Origin of the sequence: Streptomyces sp. NBC_01235 (genome assembly GCF_035989285.1) — a bacterium.
Taxonomy (GTDB): Bacteria; Actinomycetota; Actinomycetes; order Streptomycetales; family Streptomycetaceae; genus Streptomyces.
The window spans coordinates 6227216-6244662 of sequence record NZ_CP108513.1 but is presented as its reverse complement, the minus strand read 5'-3'; the positions used below and the strand labels follow the sequence as shown (position 1 = coordinate 6244662).

The following is a 17447-nucleotide window of genomic DNA, read 5'->3' as shown; positions in this document are numbered from 1 at the left end:
AGAACTGACAGGGGACACCACCATGCCCGTTCAGCGCATCCTCGACTCGACCATGCACCACCGGGAATCGGGCACCGGCGTGCCCGTCGTCTTCCTGCACGGCAACCCGACCTCGTCGCACCTGTGGCGGAACGTGATGCCGGCCGTGGGACCCGGGCGGCTGCTCGCCCCCGACCTGATCGGCATGGGCGAGTCGGGCAAACCCGACATCGACTACACCTTCGCCGACCAGGCCCGCTACCTCGACGCGTGGTTCGACGCGCTCGGCCTGCGTGACGTGACCCTCGTCGGACACGACTGGGGCGGCGCCCTCGCCTTCGACTGGGCCGCGCGTCATCCGGACCGGGTGCGCGGCATCGCGTTCACCGAGACCATCGTCAAACCGATGACCTGGGAGGAGTTCCCCGACGGCGGCCGGGAACTGTTCCGGGCGATCAAGACGGAGGGCGTCGGCGAGGCCATGCTCCTGGACGACAACGCCTTCATCAGGGCCCTGCCCGGCAGCGTCGCCACCACCACCGCCCTCGCGCAGGAGACTCTCGACGCCTACGCCGAGCCCTACCCCACCCGGGACAGCAGACTTCCCATACTGCGCTGGGCCCGCTCGATGCCGCTGGGCGGCGAGCCCGCCGACGTCGTGACCAGGGTCGAGGCCTACGACGCCTGGCTGGCGGCAAGCCCGGACGTACCGAAGCTGCTGCTCACGTTCACGCCGGGACCGGGGGCGATGATGCACGAGGGCATCGTGGCGTGGTGCGAGGCGAACGTCGCCGGACTGGAGACCGAACACTGCGACGCCGTCGCCGGACACCACACCCCGGAGGACCACCCCGAGTGGATCGCCACAAAGGTCTCCACCTGGGCGGACAGCCACGGACTGCGTCTGCCGTAGCCGCCCGTCGAGGGTGGCTCGACGGGCGGCCGGGGTAGCCGGCGTGACTGGTGTGGCTCGACAGTCGGGGTCCAACGGCCGAGGTGAAGCCGGTCCCGGTGAAGCCGAGGGTGGCACCTCGACCTCCCGTGCGATGCCTCTCGCCCATGCCTGCGGGACCCTGGGGGCCTCGGCGAGAGAGGAGAAGGCGAGCCGGAGGGGAGTTCGCGTATTTCACTCCGCGGAGTGAAGGGCCGTCCGCAGCAGGAGCGTATGGACCAGACGGTCGTGGGCTGTGGGGCGGTAACGCCATGTCAGCGGCCACGTCGTGCCGTTGAGTGCCGGCACCGGGATGTACGAGACGCGGTTGGAACCGGCCGTGAGGCGCGTGACTCCGTCCGGCCAGGCGCGGTGTGCCGTACTGCCGACGGGCACGAGGAAATAGACGGACCTACGCCCGTTCGCCTCCTCCACCACCGGCCCCGGATCGCCGCTCGTCATGCGCGCGAGACGGTCCGCCAGAGTGCGGCCCTCGTCGCCGTCCACCCGGATCCCGTCGAACCGCACGCCTGCGAGCCTGAGTTGCATGCCGGTCGCCGGGATCCACGTCGGGATCTCCGGGGCGATTGGGGGTTCGCCAAGGTTTACGCCGTCACTTTGTGTGTTCACGGGGACGGTTTCCGCAGGCCGAACTAGCTTCTTCCATAACTCTGCGCAACGGTCGGGAGTGGACGTGGAGCACTGGTGATCGGTTGAGTTCGCTTGAGTCCGGAGGTGACCGCGATGGCGCGGGCCGAGAACAAGGTGGAGTCGGGCGGTACCGCGTATCTCGTCGCCACCCTCGCGAAGGCGTTGCGCGAGCAACAGCAGTTGACACAAGAGGAGTTGGGACGACTCATCGGGTACACCGGGTCTGCCGCCCGCGCCATGGAGACGTGTGCGCAGCCCGCGAGCGACAAGATGCTCGTCAAGTTGGAGGAGACGCTCGGGGGCGGGTTGGGGGTGTTCGAGAAGGCTCGGCAGTTCGTGCTCCTCGACAAATACCCACCGCAGTTCAAGGACTTCGCGTTGATGGAGGCGAGGGCGGTGACGTTGTCGTCATATCAGACGTACGTGGTCGACGGTCTCTTCCAGACGGAGGAGTACGCACGTGCCCTGATCGGAGGCGGGTTCCCGAAGCTGTCGGATGACAAGGTCGAGGAACTGGTCGAGGCACGTATGGCCCGCAAGGCGCTCTTCGACCGGGATCCGACCGCGATGATCGAGCTGATCCTCGACGAGGCGGTGCTCGGGCGGCCCTTCGGGAGTCTGGAGGTTCAGCGAGGACAGCTGCGCTCACTCGCGGAGGACGCGGAGCGGGACAACGTCAGCGTCCAGGTGGTGGCGCAGAATCGCGGACTGCGGGGTGGACACGCGGGCGCTCGCGGGGACATGGTCCTGGTGGAGACCGAGGAGCATCACCACGTGGTCTACCTGGAGATCGAGGACCAGAGCGTCCTGATCAGTGATCCAGCGAAGGTAGCCCAACTCTCGCACCGCTATGCGAAGATCCGCAACGACAGCGGCGGGCAGTGCCTCGAAGTGGCCGTCCGACCGGGGGTCATCCACATCCGGGACTCGAAGAACTCGGACGACGGGCCGATGATCACCGCGTCCTCCGCGGCCTGGTCCGCCTTCCTGCCCGCCTCCCCCACCCGTTGCCCCAGAAAAGTGGGACACTTTCGGGGAAACCGTCACACTTTTCCAGGACACACACCTCCCCGCCGCCTCATGCTGAGCTCCATGAGCGGCTCGCCCCACATCATCGCGCCGCTGGGGATGGGTGCCGCGTACCGAGCGACGCTCGACGCACTCGCCGAGTACGGTCCCCGGCGCACCGGCCTCACGCACATCGCCCGCCTTGCCGGTACCAATCGCATGTTCTTCTATCGGAACTGGGCCAGTCCTCAGGCGCTGGTCAGGGACGTGACGCTGCAAGAGCTGGAGCGCGTGCTGCATGTGGCGCGTGACATGCCCGGCTCGCCGCCACCAAGGTGCCTGCCAGTGCTGGCCGTCGTGCGAGCGGCGCGCCTGCTGAGGGAGCATCCCGTGGTCGCGGCCATGGCGCGCAAGGAACCCGAACTGACGTACGCCGCCGTGTTGCGCCCGACGACCCTGTGGCACGACACGGCCCGGGGCTGGCTCTCTCACCACGTGACCGGACATCTGCCGACCGGGCCGGAGCGGGACACGGCCACGCTCGCCGTGCTCACCGCCGCACTGCCGTATGCCCTCCTCGCACCACACGACTCCCCGGATCCCGCCACCGAGCGCACGGCCGTCGACCGCCGACTGAGCCAGGTCGTGCATGTCTGCCTCGGCCTCCCGCTCGACTGCCTCGGCTGCCTCGACTGCCTTACATGAGCACCGTGACTCCCCTCGGGGACTCCAGGAGGTGCGCGGTCACTCCGCGTGGTCCGCGTCCCAGCGTTCCTGGGCCTCGGCGATCGCCGGTTTATGGATGCGGGACCAGTCGGCGAGGTCGGTGATGACGGTGGCGAGGCTGCGGCCGGTGGCGGTGAGGGCGTACTCGGTCCGGGGCGGGATGGTCGGGTAGACCGTGCGCTCGACCAGGCCGTCACGGCAGAGGCGACGGGTGGTCACCGTCAGCATGCGCTGGGAGATGCCGGGGATCGCACGCTCAAGTTCGCGGAACCGCCGTATGCCCTTGGCCAGTTCGACGACGACCAGTACGGACCACTTGTCCCCGAGTCGGTCCAGAACGTCCCGTATGCCACAGTCGTCGTCACCGCACGGTCCCTCCTGCGGGGTTACCTCTGTGTGCGTGACTGACATGAATGTGCCTCCTTACGCCCACCGTCCGGCCCGGTGAGGCTGTCCACACAATCACGAACCACACGGAGGCGATTCATGATTCTGGTGACGGGTGTGTCCGGCGCCCTCGGCGGACTCGTTCTGGAACGGCTGGTGGAGGCGGGTGGTGCCGAGGTGGTGGGCGGTACGCGCGTCCCGGCTCCGGGGTCGAGGGGGGCGCGCCGCGTCGACTTCGACGAACCGGGCTCCCTGGCCGAGGCACTCGCGGGGGTCGACGTGCTGGTGTTCGTCTCCGCCGGGTACGCGGAGGACGACGTCGTACTGGCCCGGCACGGGGCGGTGGTCGACGCGGCGGCTGCCGCCGGGGTCCGGCACGCGATCTACACGAGCCTGGCCGGTTCGGGGGAGCATCTCACCATCGCCCTGGCGCACCGCTGGACGGAGGCACGGCTGGCCGCGGCTCCCTTCGCGACGACCGTGCTGCGCAACGGGCTGTACGCGGAGGTACCGGCGGGTCTGGCGGCCGGGGGTACTGACGTCGCCGCTCGGACAGGGGTGTTCGGGGCGCCGCTCGGGGCCGGGGGGATCTCGGTCGTGGCCCGCGAGGACCTGGCGGACGTGGCCGCGCGGGTGGCGCTGCAGGCCGACGCCGACCTCGCCGCCGGGCGCCGGGGACGACATGCCGGGCGCGTCTACGAGTTGGAGGGCGTCGAGAAGGTGGGGGGCGAGGACATCGCCGGGGTGCTCGCCGAGGAGCTGGGGCGACCGGTCCGTTACGAGTCGACCTCGCCCGGCGCGACCCGTGAGGCGCTCGACGCGAGCGGACTCCTCCCCTACCAGGTCGGCCACACCCTCTCGCTGTTCTCCAACGCCCGCGCCGGTCTGCTCGCCGCCGACCGCGACCGCGGCGACCTGCAGGACCTGCTGACGGCCCCGCCCCGCCCGGTGCGCCGGCTGATCGCCGACGCGGTACGGGCGGAGGCGGCGCGGTCCGCCGCGGAATCCGCTGCGGCGGCGGTCTAGAAGACCGGCGTCCCCGCCTGCGTCAGCTTCCAGTTGGCGGCGGCGAAGTCGGCCGGGTTCAGGGTGCCCTTCGCCGTCACGTAGTCGATCATCAGCTGGCGGATCTCGTTGGTGGAGCTGTAGGCGATGTCGGCGGTGGCGATGTGCGGGTAGCCGCTGCCGCCGTTGGCCCGGTAGTTGTTGACGGCGACGACGAAGACCTGGTCGTCGGCGACGGCGGTGCCGTTGTAGGTGAGGTTCTTGATCCGGGAGCCCTCCGGCTGCGCAATGTCGATGTCGTAGGAGACACCCGCCGCCGTGTCGTACATGTAGTCCCAGAAGTTGTTGGCGTTCGTGAGGGTCGCGGTGTCGACCTTCGTGCCCGCCGGGACCTGGTGGTAGTACTTCGCCGCGTACTCCAGGTAGTCCTTGAGCTGGGCGCCCGTGAGCTTCTTGCCGTACAGGGTGTTGTCGTAGATGTAGAGCCCGGCGATGTCCTTGATGGTGACGCTGCCCGCCGGGATGTCGGCCGTGCGGGAGAAGGGCGCGGCGACGGAGATGAGGGGCAGCGCCGCGTCGGACGTCGACAGGCCCGCCTTGACCGTCTGCATCTGGACCTCCTGGATGAAGTCCATGATGGGGACGTCCTTCCAGCAGGACTCCGCCGCCGAGAGGTCGGCCGTGCAGGTGCCGACGGCCGTGTTGACGTACTTGACGACGAGTTCGTGGTCGGCCTCCAGGAGCTTCTTGATCTCCGGGTCCTCGTCCACGGTGTTGGGGTTGAGGGTCTGGGCGGTCTTGCCGACGACCTTCCAGCGGCCGTGCTCCAGCTCGACCTCGAAGTCGAAGACGCTGAGCCGGTACCCCCAGCAGTACGGCTCCGAGAGGAGCACCTCCTCTCCCGTCTCCGCGTTCTTCACCGTGTACGACGGCACTTCCACATGCGTGTGGCCGACGAGGATCGCGTCGATGCCGGGGACCTGCTCGGCGACGAGGTTGGAGGCGTTCTCGACGTACGGGAGGGCGTCGCCGTAGGAGGAGGAGCCGTCGAGGCCGGAGTGGTCGGTGAGGAAGACGACGTCACAGCCGAGCGCCCGCAGTCTCGGCACGTACTTCTTCGCCTGCTCGACGAGCCCCGGGAAGACCATCCTCCCACTGACGTTGTCCTTGTCCCAGATCGCGATGCCGGGGTTGGTGAGGCCGAGGATGCCGACCTTGATGTCGGGGGCGCCGGGTACGCAGATCCGCTTCACGGTGTACGGCGCGAACGCGGGCCGCAGGGTCTTCGCGTCGAGGGCGTTCGCACCCAGCAGCGGGAAGTGGCACTGGCTCTCGAACTTCCGCAGCACCTCGATGCCGTAGTTGAACTCGTGGTTGCCGAGGGCGGCGGCGTCGTACCGCATGTGGTTCATGGCGACGGCCATCGGGTGCTTCGGCGCGCCCTTGCCGGTGATGGGCTCCACACGCGCGAAGTAGTAGGCGAGGGACGTGCCCTGGATGATGTCGCCGGCGTCGACGAGCAGGACGCGCTCCTCGCCCTTCGCCTCGCGCTGCTGCTTGATGAGCGTCGCGACGCGGGCGACGCCGACGGAGTTGCCCTTGGCGTCGGAGTAGGCGGCGTCCTTGAAGTAGTCCCAGTCGAAGACGTGACTGTGCAGGTCGGTGGTGCCGAGGACGGAGAACGACCACGTACGGGGCGTCTTGACGGGCTTGCGGCCGGCCGCCTGGGCGGTGCCCGCCCCCACGCTTCCCGCGACGGCGACGGCCGCCCCGGTGACGGCCGATTTCTGTACGAACTCACGGCGGTTCAGGGGAGGTACGGGCATGGCGTGTCTCCTGGGGGAGGGTGCGGGGAGGGAGCCGTGCGGGCGACTACACGCGTAGATGGTGGTCGCGGGCGGGGGTCGGCGAGAACCAGGAACAGGCCATGGGGCAGTCAACAAACGGAAATGATCGAAGGACTGTCGGAGTGTACGCGTTCGACTACCCTGAGTGGCGAATGGTCAGCCTCAAAGGAAGGGCGCATCATGACATTGATGACAGAGCGACCGATCACGATAAGCGGCACTGAACCCGACAGCTTCGAGGCGTTGCTGGACCTGCTCGACGAGCTGAACGTGCCGGACGGCTACAAGGCCGAGATCGTCAGGGGGAACATCGTCGTGTCGCCGTGGTCGAAGGGGTACTACCAACGCGTAATGCGTTCGGTGTGCCAGCAGTTGGAGCCGCACCTTCCGGAAGAGCACGTGATCGACCGGTCGCCACTGCTGTACGTCTTCCCCGGGAGCGAGTGCGCATACGGTCCGGACATTCACGCAGCACACGAGCGGGTGTTCGACACGGAGAGCAACCGCCTGGACGGCAAGGCACTGTCGTTCGTCGCCGAGTTGACCTCTCCCTCGACCCGGAACGACGACCTCGCCAACAAGGTCGAGGTCTACGCCAAGGCGGGTGTGCCGGTCTACCTGATCCTCGATATGCAGAAGGAACAGGCCATCGTCTACGGGTCGCCGTCGGCAAAGGGATACGAGGTTCGCTTCAGCAAGCCCTTCGGCGAGAAGATCGACGTTCCCCTGCCCTTCGGCTGCACCCTCGACACCACCGGCTTCCAGGCCCCGGGCACCACGTGAGCAGTGGCCCCACACGCGTGTGTGTGCGGGGCCACTGGATGAACTACCGCCCTAGAGGAACGAGTTGATCTCGATCGTCTCGTCCCGGCCCGGGCCCACGCCGATCGCGGAGATCGGGGCGCCGGACATCTCCTCCAGCGCCTTCACGTACGCCTGGGCGTTCTTCGGGAGGTCGGAGAACGACTTCGCCTTGGTGATGTCCTCCGACCAGCCGGGCAGGGTCTCGTAGACCGGCTTCGCGTGGTGGAAGTCGCTCTGCGAGTACGGGAGTTCCTCGACGCGCTTGCCGTCGATCTCGTACGCCACGCAGACCGGGATCTCCTCCCAGCCGGTGAGGACGTCGAGCTTCGTCAGGAAGAAGTCCGTCAGGCCGTTGACGCGGGTCGCGTACCGCGCGATGACCGCGTCGAACCAGCCGCAGCGCCGGTCACGGCCGGTCGTCACGCCCCGCTCGCCGCCGATGCGGCGCAGCGCCGCGCCGTCCTCGTCGAACAGCTCCGTCGGGAACGGTCCCGAGCCGACGCGGGTCGTGTAGGCCTTCAGGATGCCGATGACCCGGCTGATCTTCGTCGGGCCCACGCCCGCGCCCGTGCAGGCGCCGCCCGCGGTCGGGTTCGACGAGGTGACGAAGGGGTACGTGCCGTGGTCGATGTCGAGGAGCGTGCCCTGGCCGCCCTCGAACAGGACGACCTTGTTCTGCTCCAGCGCCTGGTTGAGGACCAGGACCGTGTCGGTGACGTACGGAGCGAGCTTCTCCGCGTAGCCCAGCAGTTCCTCGACGACCTGGTCGACGGCGATCGCGCGACGGTTGTAGAGCTTGGTCAGCAGCTGGTTCTTGGCGTCGAGCGCGGCCTCCACCTTCTGCGTGAGGATCGACTCGTCGTAGAGGTCCTGGACCCGGATGCCGACCCGGTTGATCTTGTCGGCGTAGGTCGGGCCGATGCCCCGCCCGGTTGTGCCGATCTTGCGCTTTCCGAGGAAGCGTTCCGTCACCTTGTCGACAGTCACGTTGTAGGGCGTGATGATGTGCGCGTTGCCGCTGATCAGCAGCTTCGACGTGTCGACGCCGCGCTCGTTCAGACCGCTCAGCTCGGAGAGCAGTACCGAGGGGTCGACGACGACACCATTACCGATGACCGGCGTGCAGCCGGGGGACAGGATTCCGGAAGGGAGCAGGTGGAGTGCGTACTTCTGGTCGCCCACGACGACCGTGTGGCCAGCGTTGTTACCGCCCTGGTAGCGCACTACATAATCCACCGAGCCACCGAGCAGGTCAGTGGCCTTTCCCTTGCCTTCGTCACCCCACTGAGCACCGAGCAGCACAAGTGCGGGCACGCGCGTACACCCCTTCCGGGTGGGGCATGTCCAAGGTCGGGGGCGTACGCGGAGACTCTTTCCACCGCGTGCGCCGCGACCGTCGTTGGCCGCCGCGCGACCGTCACCGGTCACACACCGTCGGACCCGGATGCCCCGGAATAGACGAAGCCCCTGGCGCAATAGCGCAAGGGGCTCTTGCACAAAGATGCTACCCGAGGAAGCGAGGCAGGACCGAGGTGGCGACTTTCGCGACGTTCGACCAGCTGCTGGTGATCATCGATCCGGTCGCCCGGCGCACGGACGGGGAGTCCGTCCGTATCGCGAAAGACGTGCTCAGCGCGGGTGCGGCGAGTACGAAGGTGTGCCTGCCGGAGGATCCGGAGGAATTCGCCCGGGTGCTGTCCCGGCGGGGCTCGCGGCGGCCGGTGGTCGTCGGCGACGACCGCGCGCTGATCCGTGCGGTGGCCCTGCTGCACCGGCAGCGGGCGCTGGCCGAATGTGTGCTGTCGGTGGTGCCGGTGGGCGGCTCCCTGAGCGTCGCGCGCGCCCTGGGGGTGCCCACGGGGGCCGTGGCGGCGGCCCGGGCCGCCCTGGACGGCGTCGAGCGGCGTCTGGACGTGCTCGTGGACGACAGCGACGGGGTGGTGCTCGGCACGCTCCGGATCCCGCCGGTACCGCTCGCTCCGCGAGACTCACGGGACTCACGGGACGAGCCGGATGCGGCGGAGGGGGCGGAGGGGGCCGGGCTCGCGCACGGCGGGCGGCACTGGCTGCGGACGTACCAGTCGCTCGTCCGCACCCTGGTGCCGTCGCGGCCCTCCCGGCTCTCCCCCGCCCTCGCACCGCCCGGACCGGCCCGGCTGCGCATAGAGGTCGACGGGGTGACGCTGGTCGACCTCGACCAGCCGGTGGAGGCGGTCTCGGTGACCCCGGGCCCCGCGGGCACGGCGGTCGTGGAGGTACGGCCCCTGTCCCTGGGCGCGGTGGCGGCGCCCCTGGAGGCCCAAGGGCGCACGGTGACCGTCTCGGGCGCGGACTTCCGCTACCGGGCGGACGAGGCCGTCGCGGGGCCGGTACGGCGGCGGACGTGGACGGTGAGCGAGGGGGCGCTGGGGCTGATGCTGCCGGTGCGGTAAGCGGTAAGCGGTGAGCTGTAATCCGGGGGCGCCGGGCCGACGGGCCTGGTTACGCTGCGCATCCGTCGACGCGCATCACGTCGACGTGCAAGCGAAGCGAACGGGGGCCGTGATGAGCCAGTACTACGAGGTGGACGGGGAGTCGGTGTGGAACCCGGCGACGAGAGCCTCCGAACTGTTCCTGGCGCACGTCCGCGTCCACGAGGAGTGGGTCGGCGTTCCGTCGGGGTTCGGGCCGATGGAGAACGACGAGTGCCAGATCGACGTGCCGGTCTTCGAGGCGTTCGTGACCGCCCTGCTGGACCGGCACAACCGGACCAGCCACGCGATCATCAACGCCTTGTCGGACGGGTTCCTCGCCACGGTGCTGGCGCTCGCCGCGCGGATCGGTCTCGACGTCCGCCTGCCGGAGCCGCCCGCCACCCTCGACGGGTTCATGGCCGTCCAGGTGCCGCTGTCCACGGACCCCGACCGCCCGGCCCGGCTGCGCGCCCAGGTCCTGGAGCTCCAGCGCGCCATGCCCCGCTGAGTCCCGCCGACCCCGCACACCGCGTCGGCTACTGCGGCAGCCCCTCCGTACCAACCCCGCCCCCGACCCCGACCCCGGCCCGGGCCTCAGTCCCAGCCCCAGCCCCGACCCCAGCCCGGGCCTCAGTCCCAGCCCCGACCCCGACCCCAGCCCCGGCCTCAGTCCCAGCCCCGACCCCAGCCCCGACCCCGGCCCCAGCCCCGGCCCCGGCCCCAGCCCCGACCCCGGCCCCAGCCCCGGCCCCGGCCCCGGTGAGGCTCTCGTCCTTCAGGTCCACCCCGCTGCGGCCCAGCTCACGGGCCCCCCGCAGCAGCGCGGCCAGCTTCGCCGCCGCCGTCTCGTAGGTCAGGCCCAGTGGGGGCCGGATGTTGGAGAGGCAGTTGCGGTCGGCGTCCGTCGTGACGCCGGGCCGGGGCCGGTACGTCAGGTACGCGCCCAGCGAGTCCGCCGCCGACATGCCGGGGCGTTCGCCGACGAGGACCACCACGGCGGCGGCGCCCATGGCGTGCGCGATCTCGTCGCCCAGGGCCACCCGGGCCTGTTCCGCGAGGACGACGGGCGCCGTCCTGGTGTGCTGCGGCAGCAGCGCGGTCGTCGCCCGGACCAGCGCCGCCGCGTGCTCGTGCACCGCCCGGCTGGAGAGCCCGTCGGCCACCACGAAGACGACGTCCCACTCGTCCGTGGGCAGATGGGCCCGGTCGACGGGGTGCAGGCGCCGGCCCAGGTCGGGGCGCTGGAGGTAGGTGAGGCGGTCGGGGGCGGCGCTGCGGACCCGGATCACCGGCGTACCGGTCAGTTCCGCCGCCACCGCGTCCGGGTCGAACGGCGAGTGCACCGCGTCCCGGGCGGCGGCGTGCGCGGCCTGCAGCTCCAGCCGGTGCCGGGTGGGCAGGGCGCAGCCGGCCCGGCCCAGGCCGATGCGGGCCTGGGTGCGGCGGCGCAGGGCTGTCCACAACTCGCCGTCCGCTGTGGACACTTGAGACGTCTGAGCCACCTGAGTCATCTTGCTGTTCGTCATGCCGCGAGCTCCCGTCCGATCGCCGTCAGCGGATGCGCCGTGCCGGACACCTCGCGGATGCCGCCGCGCTCGTCCAGCAGCCCGATCGACTCCAGCCACGTCTCGAACTCCGGCGCCGGGCGCAGCCCCAGCACCTCCCGCAGGTACAGCGCGTCGTGGTACGAGGCCGACTGGTAGTTGAGCATGATGTCGTCGCCGCCCGGGGTGCAGATCACGAAGGACGCCCCGGCCACGCCGAGCATCGTCAGCATCGTGGCGATGTCGTCGTCATCGGCGTCGGCGTGGTTGGTGTAGCAGATGTCCAGGCCCATGGGCAGGCCGAGGAGCTTGCCGCAGAAGTGGTCCTCCAGGGCGGCACGCAGGATCTGCCGGCCGTCGTAGAGGTACTCCGGGCCGATGAAGCCGACGACCGTGTTCACCAGCAGGGGGTCGTAGCGGCGGGCGACCGCGTACGCCCGCGCCTCGACCGTCTGCTGGTCCACTCCGTGATGCGCGTCGGCGGAGAGGGCGCTGCCCTGGCCCGTCTCGAAGTACATGACGTTCTGGCCGACCGTTCCGCGCCCCAGCTCCCGCGCCGCTTCGTGCGCCTCGTCGAGCAGCCCCAGGGTCACCCCGAAGGAGGCGTTGGCGGCCTGGGTGCCCGCGACGGACTGGAAGACGAGGTCGACGGGGGCGCCCTTCTCCATCAGGCGGACGCTCGTGGTCACGTGGCAGAGCACGCAGGACTGGGTGGGGATCGCGTACCGGCCGATCACCTCGTCGAGCAGCTCCAGCAGGTCTCGTACGGCCCTGGGGCTGTCGGTGGCCGGGTTGATGCCGATCACCGCGTCGCCGGAGCCGAGGAGGAGGCCGTCGAGCAGGGCGGCCGCGACCCCCGCCGGGTCGTCGGTCGGGTGGTTCGGCTGCAACCGGGTGGCCAGGCGGCCGGGCAGGCCGATGGTCGAGCGGAAGGCCGTGACCACCCGCACCTTCCTGGCCACGGCGACCAGGTCCGCGTTGCCCATGAGCTTGGAGACGGCGGCGACCATCTCCGGGGTGAGCCCGGGCGCCAGCGCGGCCAGCGTCACCGCGTCCGCCGCCTCCGACAGCAGCCACTCCCGCAGTTCCCCGACGGTCATGGCGGCGACCGGCGCGAAGGCGGCCGGGTCGTGGGTGTCGAGGATGAGGCGGGTGACGTCGTCGTCCTCGTAGGGGATGAGGGGTTCGGTCAGGAAGTCGGCCAGCGGCACCTCCGCCAGCGCCCAGCGTGCCGCGACCCGCTGCCGGGCGCTGTCCGCCGCGAGGCCGGCCAGGCGGTCGCCGGAGCGTTCGGGGCTCGCGGCGGCGAGCAGGCGGGCGAGCGAGTCGAAGCGGTGCCGCTCGCCGCCGAGGGTGGAGGTGTGCACGGTCATGGCGGCGACGGTACGAGCCACGTGTTGCCGCCAGATTTCTAAAGGTCTGGTTGACAAGCATTTAACGTCCCGACACCCTTGACCGACTCATTCGGGCTACAGAGTTCCGGTCCAGCACACCAGCGGACGACCAGGAGAGGGGCCACCCCGATGGCAGTGGACGAGGGAGTCGCCTCGGCGGCGAAGACGGTCGACGACAGCACCGTTCACCGGCTCAAACCCAACGCCATCGGCTTGCTCGGCGTGGTCTTCATGGCCGTCGCGACGGCGGCGCCGATCACCGCGATGACCGGCAACGTGCCCTTCATGGTGTCGTCGGGCAACGGCATCGGGGCACCGGCGAGCTATCTCGTCGCAATGGTCGTCCTGGCGATCTTTTCCGTCGGCTTCACATCGATGGCGAAGCACATCACCTCGACGGGCGCCTTCTACGGGTTCATCTCCTACGGCCTCGGCCGCTCGGTCGGCCTCGCCTCGGGCCTGCTCGCGACCTTCGCGTACGTCGTGTTCGAGCCGGCGCTGATCGGCATCTTCTCGTCCTTCGCGACGACGACGCTGAAGGACCAGACGGGGCTGCACATCCCGTGGTGGGCGTTCGCGCTGCTGATGCTCGCGGTCAACGCGATGGGCACCTGGTTCGGCGTCTCGGTCGCCGAGAAACTGCTCGTCGTCCTGCTCGCGACCGAGGTGACGATCCTCGCCGCCATGGCGGTCTCGGTCGCCTTCCACGGCGGCGGTCCGGACGGTTTCAGCATCGACCCGGTCAACCCGGTCAACGCCTTCAAGGGCACCAGCGCCGGGCTCGGGCTCTTCTTCGCCTTCTGGTCGTGGGTCGGCTTCGAGTCGACGGCGATGTACGGCGAGGAGTCCCGCAACCCGAAGAAGATCATCCCCAAGGCCACGATGATCTCGGTCCTGGGCGTCGGCGTCTTCTACGTGTTCGTCTCCTGGATGGCCATCACCGGCACCGGCCAGTCGCAAGCGGTGAAGGTCGCCACCGCCGACCCGCTCGGCCTCTTCTTCAACCCCACCGAGCGCTACGTCGGCCACTGGGCGGTCGACGTCATGCAGTGGCTGATGATCACCGGCTCGCTGGCCTGCGGCATGGCCTTCCACAACTGTGCCGCCCGCTACATGTACGCGCTCGGCCGCGAGGGCGTCCTGCCGTCGCTGAAGAACACCATCGGCCGCACCCACGCGGCGCACGGCTCCCCGCACATCGCGGGCCTGGTCCAGACGGCCGTCTCGGCCGTCCTGATCGGCGCGTTCTGGGCGGCGGGCAAGGACCCGTACACCGGGACGTACGTCCTGCTCGCGATCCTCGGCACGATGGCGATCCTCATCGTGCAGGCGGTGTGCTCGTTCGCGGTGCTGGTGTACTTCCGCTCGCACCACCCCGAGAGCCGGCACTGGTTCAGGACCTTCACGGCCCCGCTCCTCGGCGGCGTCGCGATGCTCGCCGTGGTCGCGCTGCTGGTGTCCAACATGGGCGCGGCGGCGGGCCCGGAGTCGGGCTCGCTGGTGCTGAAGGCCACGCCGTGGCTCGTCGCGCTGATCGCGGTGGCCGGCGTCGGCTGCGCGCAGTACCTCAAGAAGCGCTCGCCACAGAAGTACCTGCTGCTGGGGCGGACGGTGCTGGAGGAGACGAAGGAGCGGTGATCTTCTGGGAGTTCAGCTCCCGAAGGTCTTCTCCCGGTGGACCCGCCACCGCTGCATCAGGGCCGAGATCTCGCCGTCGAGGAACTCGAAGAAGGCGAGCGTCTCGGCCATGCGGCGTCCGGCCGGCGTGTCGGCGCCGAGGCTGGTCACGCCTTCCCGCAGGGCCGTCTCCCACCGCTTGAGGACGGCCTCACGGTTGGTCAGCGCCTCGTACCACTGGTCGCCCTGTACCCGGTAGCGCTCCCGGCGCGAGCCGGGCTCCCGCTCGCGCGACACCATGTGCGTCTGCGCCAGGTACCGCACCGCTCCGGAGACCGCCGCGGGGCTGATCTGCAGCTGCTCCCCGAGCTGGGCGGAGCTCAGCGCGCCCTCGTCCGACGAGAGGAGGGCGGCGAAGACCCGGGCGGGCATCCGCGGCATCCCAGCCTCGACGAGCTGCGCCGCGAAGGACTCGACGAACTGCGAGACCGCCTCCGCGTCCCGCCCACCACCAGCTGTTTCCGTCATGCGCCCATCCTATCCGGGCTTCATGCATTTCCTTAACTTCACAAATTTCTGAAAGAAGCGTACGTTCTGAAGCATGACGAAGGCCATCACCGTGTCCGGACTGCACAAGTCCTTCGGCCGCACCCACGCCCTCGACGGCCTCGACCTGGAGGTCGAGACGGGTGAGGTGCACGGCTTCCTCGGCCCCAACGGCGCCGGCAAGTCCACCACCATCCGCGTCCTGCTCGGCCTGCTGCGCGCCGACTCGGGCGCCGCCCGGATCCTCGGCCGCGACCCGTGGACCGACGCCGTCGAGGCACACCGCCGCATCGCGTATGTCCCGGGCGACGTGACGCTATGGAGGAATCTCTCGGGTGGCGAGGTCATCGACCTGTACGGCCGCCTGCGCGGCGGCCTGGACGCGGGGCGCCGCGCCGACCTGATCGACCGCTTCGAACTGGACCCCACCAAGAAGGGCCGCACCTACTCGAAGGGCAACCGGCAGAAGGTCGCCCTGGTGGCCGCCTTCGCCTCGGACGTCGACCTCCTCATCCTGGACGAGCCGACGTCCGGCCTGGACCCCCTGATGGAGGAGGTCTTCCAGCGTTGCGTGGAGGAGGAACGGGCCAGGGGCAGGACCATTCTGTTGTCGTCGCACATCCTCAGCGAGGTCGAGGAGCTCTGCGACCGGGTCAGCATCATCCGCAAGGGCCGCACGGTCGAGACGGGCTCCCTGGCCGACCTGCGCCACCTGACGAGGACGAGCGTGACGGCCGAACTGGCGGGCCCGCCGAACGGGTTGGCGCACCTGCCGGGAGTGCACGACCTCGACGTGCGGGGAAGGCGGGTGAAGTTGCAGGTCGACACCGACAAACTCGACGCCGTACTGCGGTCGTTGACCGACTCGGGCGTCCGGTCGCTGACATCGACGCCACCGACGCTGGAGGAACTGTTCCTGCGCCACTACCAGGAGCACCAGGAGCACCAGGGGCACCAGGAGCACCAGGGGGCGGGGGCATGACCACGCTCGCGGGCACCGGCCCGCTCCTGCGCTTCGCGCTGCGCCGCGACCGGGTGCTGATCCCCGTCTGGGTGGCCGTGAACACCCTGATGGTCCTCTCCATGCCGAACACCCTGAAGGGCCTGTACGCCACCCCCGCCGACCGGGCCGACCTGCTCCACCAGATGGATACCAACGCCTCCTTCCGCGCGCTGATCGGCCCCGTCTTCGACGACTCCCTCGGCGCGCTCACCGCGTGGCGCGTCGGCGTGTTCGCGGGTGCGCTCGCCGCGGTGACGAGCCTGCTGATCGTCGTACGGCACACCCGTGACGAGGAGGAGAGCGGCCGTCAGGAGCTGATCGCGTCGGGCATGGTCGGCCGACGCGCGTCGCTGACGGCGGCGCTGCTGGCGTCCGGGGTCGCCAACGCCGTACTGGCGCTGCTGGTCGCGGCAGGCCTGGCGGGCCAGGGAACGGCCGGCGCGCTCGCGTTCGGCCTCGGTCTGGCCGGGGTGGGCATGCTGTTCGCCACGATGGCGGCGATCGTCGCGCAGCTCACGGAGAGCGCGCGGCTGGCACGGGGTCTGACGGCGGCGGTGCTGGGCGCGGCGTTCGTCCTGCGGGCGGCGGGCGACTCCTCTACGGACGACGGCTCCTCCCCGCTGACCTGGCTGTCCCCGCTCGGCTGGCTGGAGAACCTGCGGGCGTTCGCGGACGAACGGTGGTGGGTGCTGCCGCTGTTCGCGGCGGCGGTCGTGGCCCAGGGCGCGCTGGCGTACGGGCTGGCCGGCCGCCGGGACGTGGGCATGAGCTTCCTGCCCACCCGGCCGGGCCCGCCGGCAGGACGACTGGGTTCGGCTCTGGCCCTGTCCTGGCGGCTGCAGCGGGGCGGTGTGCTGGGCTGGAGCGTCGGCTTCTTCCTCGCGGGGGTCGTGTACGGCGGGCTGACGGAGGGCGCGGCCGACATGGTCGGCGACAACGACAAGGCCCGCGAGATCTTCGAGCGGATGGGCGGCCAGTCGGGTCTGACGGACGCGTTCCTCGCCGCGATGATCGGCATGCTGGGCCTGATCGCGGCGCTGTACGTCGTCTCCTCGGTACTGCGGCTGCACGGCGAGGAGACCTCGGGCCGCGCGGAACCGGTCCTGGCGAACGCGGTGGGCCGACTGCGCTGGGCATCCGGACACCTGCTGATCGCCTTCGGCGGCGCGGCCCTGATCATGCTCCTGGCGGGCCTGGGCTTCGCGGCGGGCTACGGCAAGGAGGTCCTGCCGATCCTGGGCGCCTGCCTGGTCCAGCTCCCGGCGATCTGGCTGGTCGGCGCCCTGACGGTCCTCCTGTACGGCACGGCCCCGCGTCTGGCCCCGGCGGCGTGGGGAGTTGCGGGCGCGATCCTGCTCATCGGCTGGATCGGCCCGGCGCTGGATGCTCCGCAGGCGATCCTGGACCTCTCCCCCTTCGGCCACCTGCCGAAGCTGCCGGGGGGAGGGATGGAGTGGGCCCCGGTGCTGGTGCTTCTGCTCGGGACGGCGGTGCTGGTGGCCGGGGGGCTGGCGGGTCTCCGACGCCGCGACATGACGACGTGACTGTCGAA

General features: G+C 70.1%; 15 protein-coding genes and 1 pseudogene. 9 read left to right on the top strand and 7 right to left on the bottom strand.

All coding sequences use genetic code 11. The features are described 5' to 3' along the window. Window positions 1-22: 22 nt before the first annotated feature. A complete protein-coding gene (locus OG289_RS27955) occupies window positions 23-892 on the top strand; it encodes a haloalkane dehalogenase (RefSeq protein ID WP_327316793.1) in 870 nt (289 codons plus the stop codon). A 213-nt stretch (window positions 893-1105) separates the two neighbouring features. Here the strand turns inward: OG289_RS27955 and OG289_RS27950 are convergent, their stop codons facing one another. Next, window positions 1106-1540 (bottom strand): hypothetical protein, encoded by a 435-nt coding sequence (locus OG289_RS27950; protein WP_442818962.1) that lies wholly within the window; start codon window positions 1538-1540, stop codon window positions 1106-1108. Between the two features lie 114 nt (window positions 1541-1654). On the opposite strand from OG289_RS27950, the gene OG289_RS27945 reads away from it, so the two are divergent. Continuing rightward, window positions 1655-3274 (top strand): Scr1 family TA system antitoxin-like transcriptional regulator, encoded by a 1620-nt coding sequence (locus OG289_RS27945; protein ID WP_327316791.1) that lies wholly within the window; start codon window positions 1655-1657, stop codon window positions 3272-3274. Between the two features lie 39 nt (window positions 3275-3313). On the opposite strand, the gene OG289_RS27940 is transcribed toward OG289_RS27945, so the two are convergent. Next, window positions 3314-3706: a winged helix-turn-helix transcriptional regulator gene (locus tag OG289_RS27940; RefSeq protein WP_327316790.1), complete on the bottom strand. Its 393-nt coding sequence runs from the start codon at window positions 3704-3706 to the stop codon at window positions 3314-3316. Window positions 3707-3781: 75 nt separating this feature from the next. Here OG289_RS27940 and OG289_RS27935 point away from each other — a divergent pair, with 75 nt between their 5' ends. Further along, complete coding sequence (locus tag OG289_RS27935; protein WP_327316789.1) at window positions 3782-4708, top strand: NAD(P)H-binding protein; 927 nt, start codon at window positions 3782-3784, stop codon at window positions 4706-4708. On the opposite strand, the gene OG289_RS27930 is transcribed toward OG289_RS27935, so the two are convergent. Further along, window positions 4705-6513 (bottom strand): bifunctional metallophosphatase/5'-nucleotidase, encoded by a 1809-nt coding sequence (locus OG289_RS27930; protein ID WP_327316787.1) that lies wholly within the window; start codon window positions 6511-6513, stop codon window positions 4705-4707. The two genes, OG289_RS27935 and OG289_RS27930, sit on opposite strands and share 4 nt — an antisense overlap. A gap of 201 nt (window positions 6514-6714) precedes the next feature. On the opposite strand from OG289_RS27930, the gene OG289_RS27925 reads away from it, so the two are divergent. Continuing rightward, a complete protein-coding gene (locus OG289_RS27925; protein ID WP_327316786.1) occupies window positions 6715-7317 on the top strand; it encodes a Uma2 family endonuclease in 603 nt (200 codons plus the stop codon). A 51-nt stretch (window positions 7318-7368) separates the two neighbouring features. Here the strand turns inward: OG289_RS27925 and OG289_RS27920 are convergent, their stop codons facing one another. After that, complete coding sequence (locus OG289_RS27920) at window positions 7369-8652, bottom strand: adenylosuccinate synthase (protein ID WP_327316785.1); 1284 nt, start codon at window positions 8650-8652, stop codon at window positions 7369-7371. Window positions 8653-8870: 218 nt separating this feature from the next. On the opposite strand from OG289_RS27920, the gene OG289_RS27915 reads away from it, so the two are divergent. After that, window positions 8871-9770, top strand: coding sequence for a diacylglycerol kinase (locus OG289_RS27915; protein ID WP_327316784.1), 900 nt, complete (start codon window positions 8871-8873; stop codon window positions 9768-9770). An 85-nt stretch (window positions 9771-9855) separates the two neighbouring features. Then, window positions 9856-10299 carry a DUF6086 family protein gene (locus tag OG289_RS27910; protein ID WP_327316783.1) on the top strand — a complete coding sequence of 148 codons (444 nt, stop codon included), beginning with the start codon at window positions 9856-9858 and terminating at the stop codon, window positions 10297-10299. A gap of 256 nt (window positions 10300-10555) precedes the next feature. Here OG289_RS27910 and eutC read toward each other — a convergent pair. Then, a pseudogene (gene eutC, locus OG289_RS27905) lies at window positions 10556-11302 on the bottom strand (ethanolamine ammonia-lyase subunit EutC); the annotation flags it as partial. Window positions 11303-11313: 11 nt separating this feature from the next. After that, a complete protein-coding gene (locus OG289_RS27900; protein ID WP_327316782.1) occupies window positions 11314-12708 on the bottom strand; it encodes an ethanolamine ammonia-lyase subunit EutB in 1395 nt (464 codons plus the stop codon). 150 nt (window positions 12709-12858) lie between these two features. Between OG289_RS27900 and OG289_RS27895 the strand changes: the two genes are divergently transcribed. Further along, complete coding sequence (locus OG289_RS27895) at window positions 12859-14367, top strand: APC family permease (RefSeq protein ID WP_327316781.1); 1509 nt, start codon at window positions 12859-12861, stop codon at window positions 14365-14367. A gap of 12 nt (window positions 14368-14379) precedes the next feature. On the opposite strand, the gene OG289_RS27890 is transcribed toward OG289_RS27895, so the two are convergent. Further along, window positions 14380-14874 carry a GbsR/MarR family transcriptional regulator gene (locus tag OG289_RS27890; RefSeq protein WP_327316780.1) on the bottom strand — a complete coding sequence of 165 codons (495 nt, stop codon included), beginning with the start codon at window positions 14872-14874 and terminating at the stop codon, window positions 14380-14382. 73 nt (window positions 14875-14947) lie between these two features. Between OG289_RS27890 and OG289_RS27885 the strand changes: the two genes are divergently transcribed. Both OG289_RS27885 and OG289_RS27880 read left to right on the top strand, forming a co-directional pair. Then, on the top strand, window positions 14948-15874 hold the full coding sequence (locus OG289_RS27885; RefSeq protein WP_327316779.1) for an ABC transporter ATP-binding protein: 927 nt from the start codon (window positions 14948-14950) through the stop codon (window positions 15872-15874). Then, complete coding sequence (locus OG289_RS27880; protein WP_327316778.1) at window positions 15871-17439, top strand: ABC transporter permease; 1569 nt, start codon at window positions 15871-15873, stop codon at window positions 17437-17439. The genes OG289_RS27885 and OG289_RS27880 overlap by 4 nt, the downstream gene beginning before the upstream one ends. Window positions 17440-17447 lie beyond the last annotated feature (8 nt).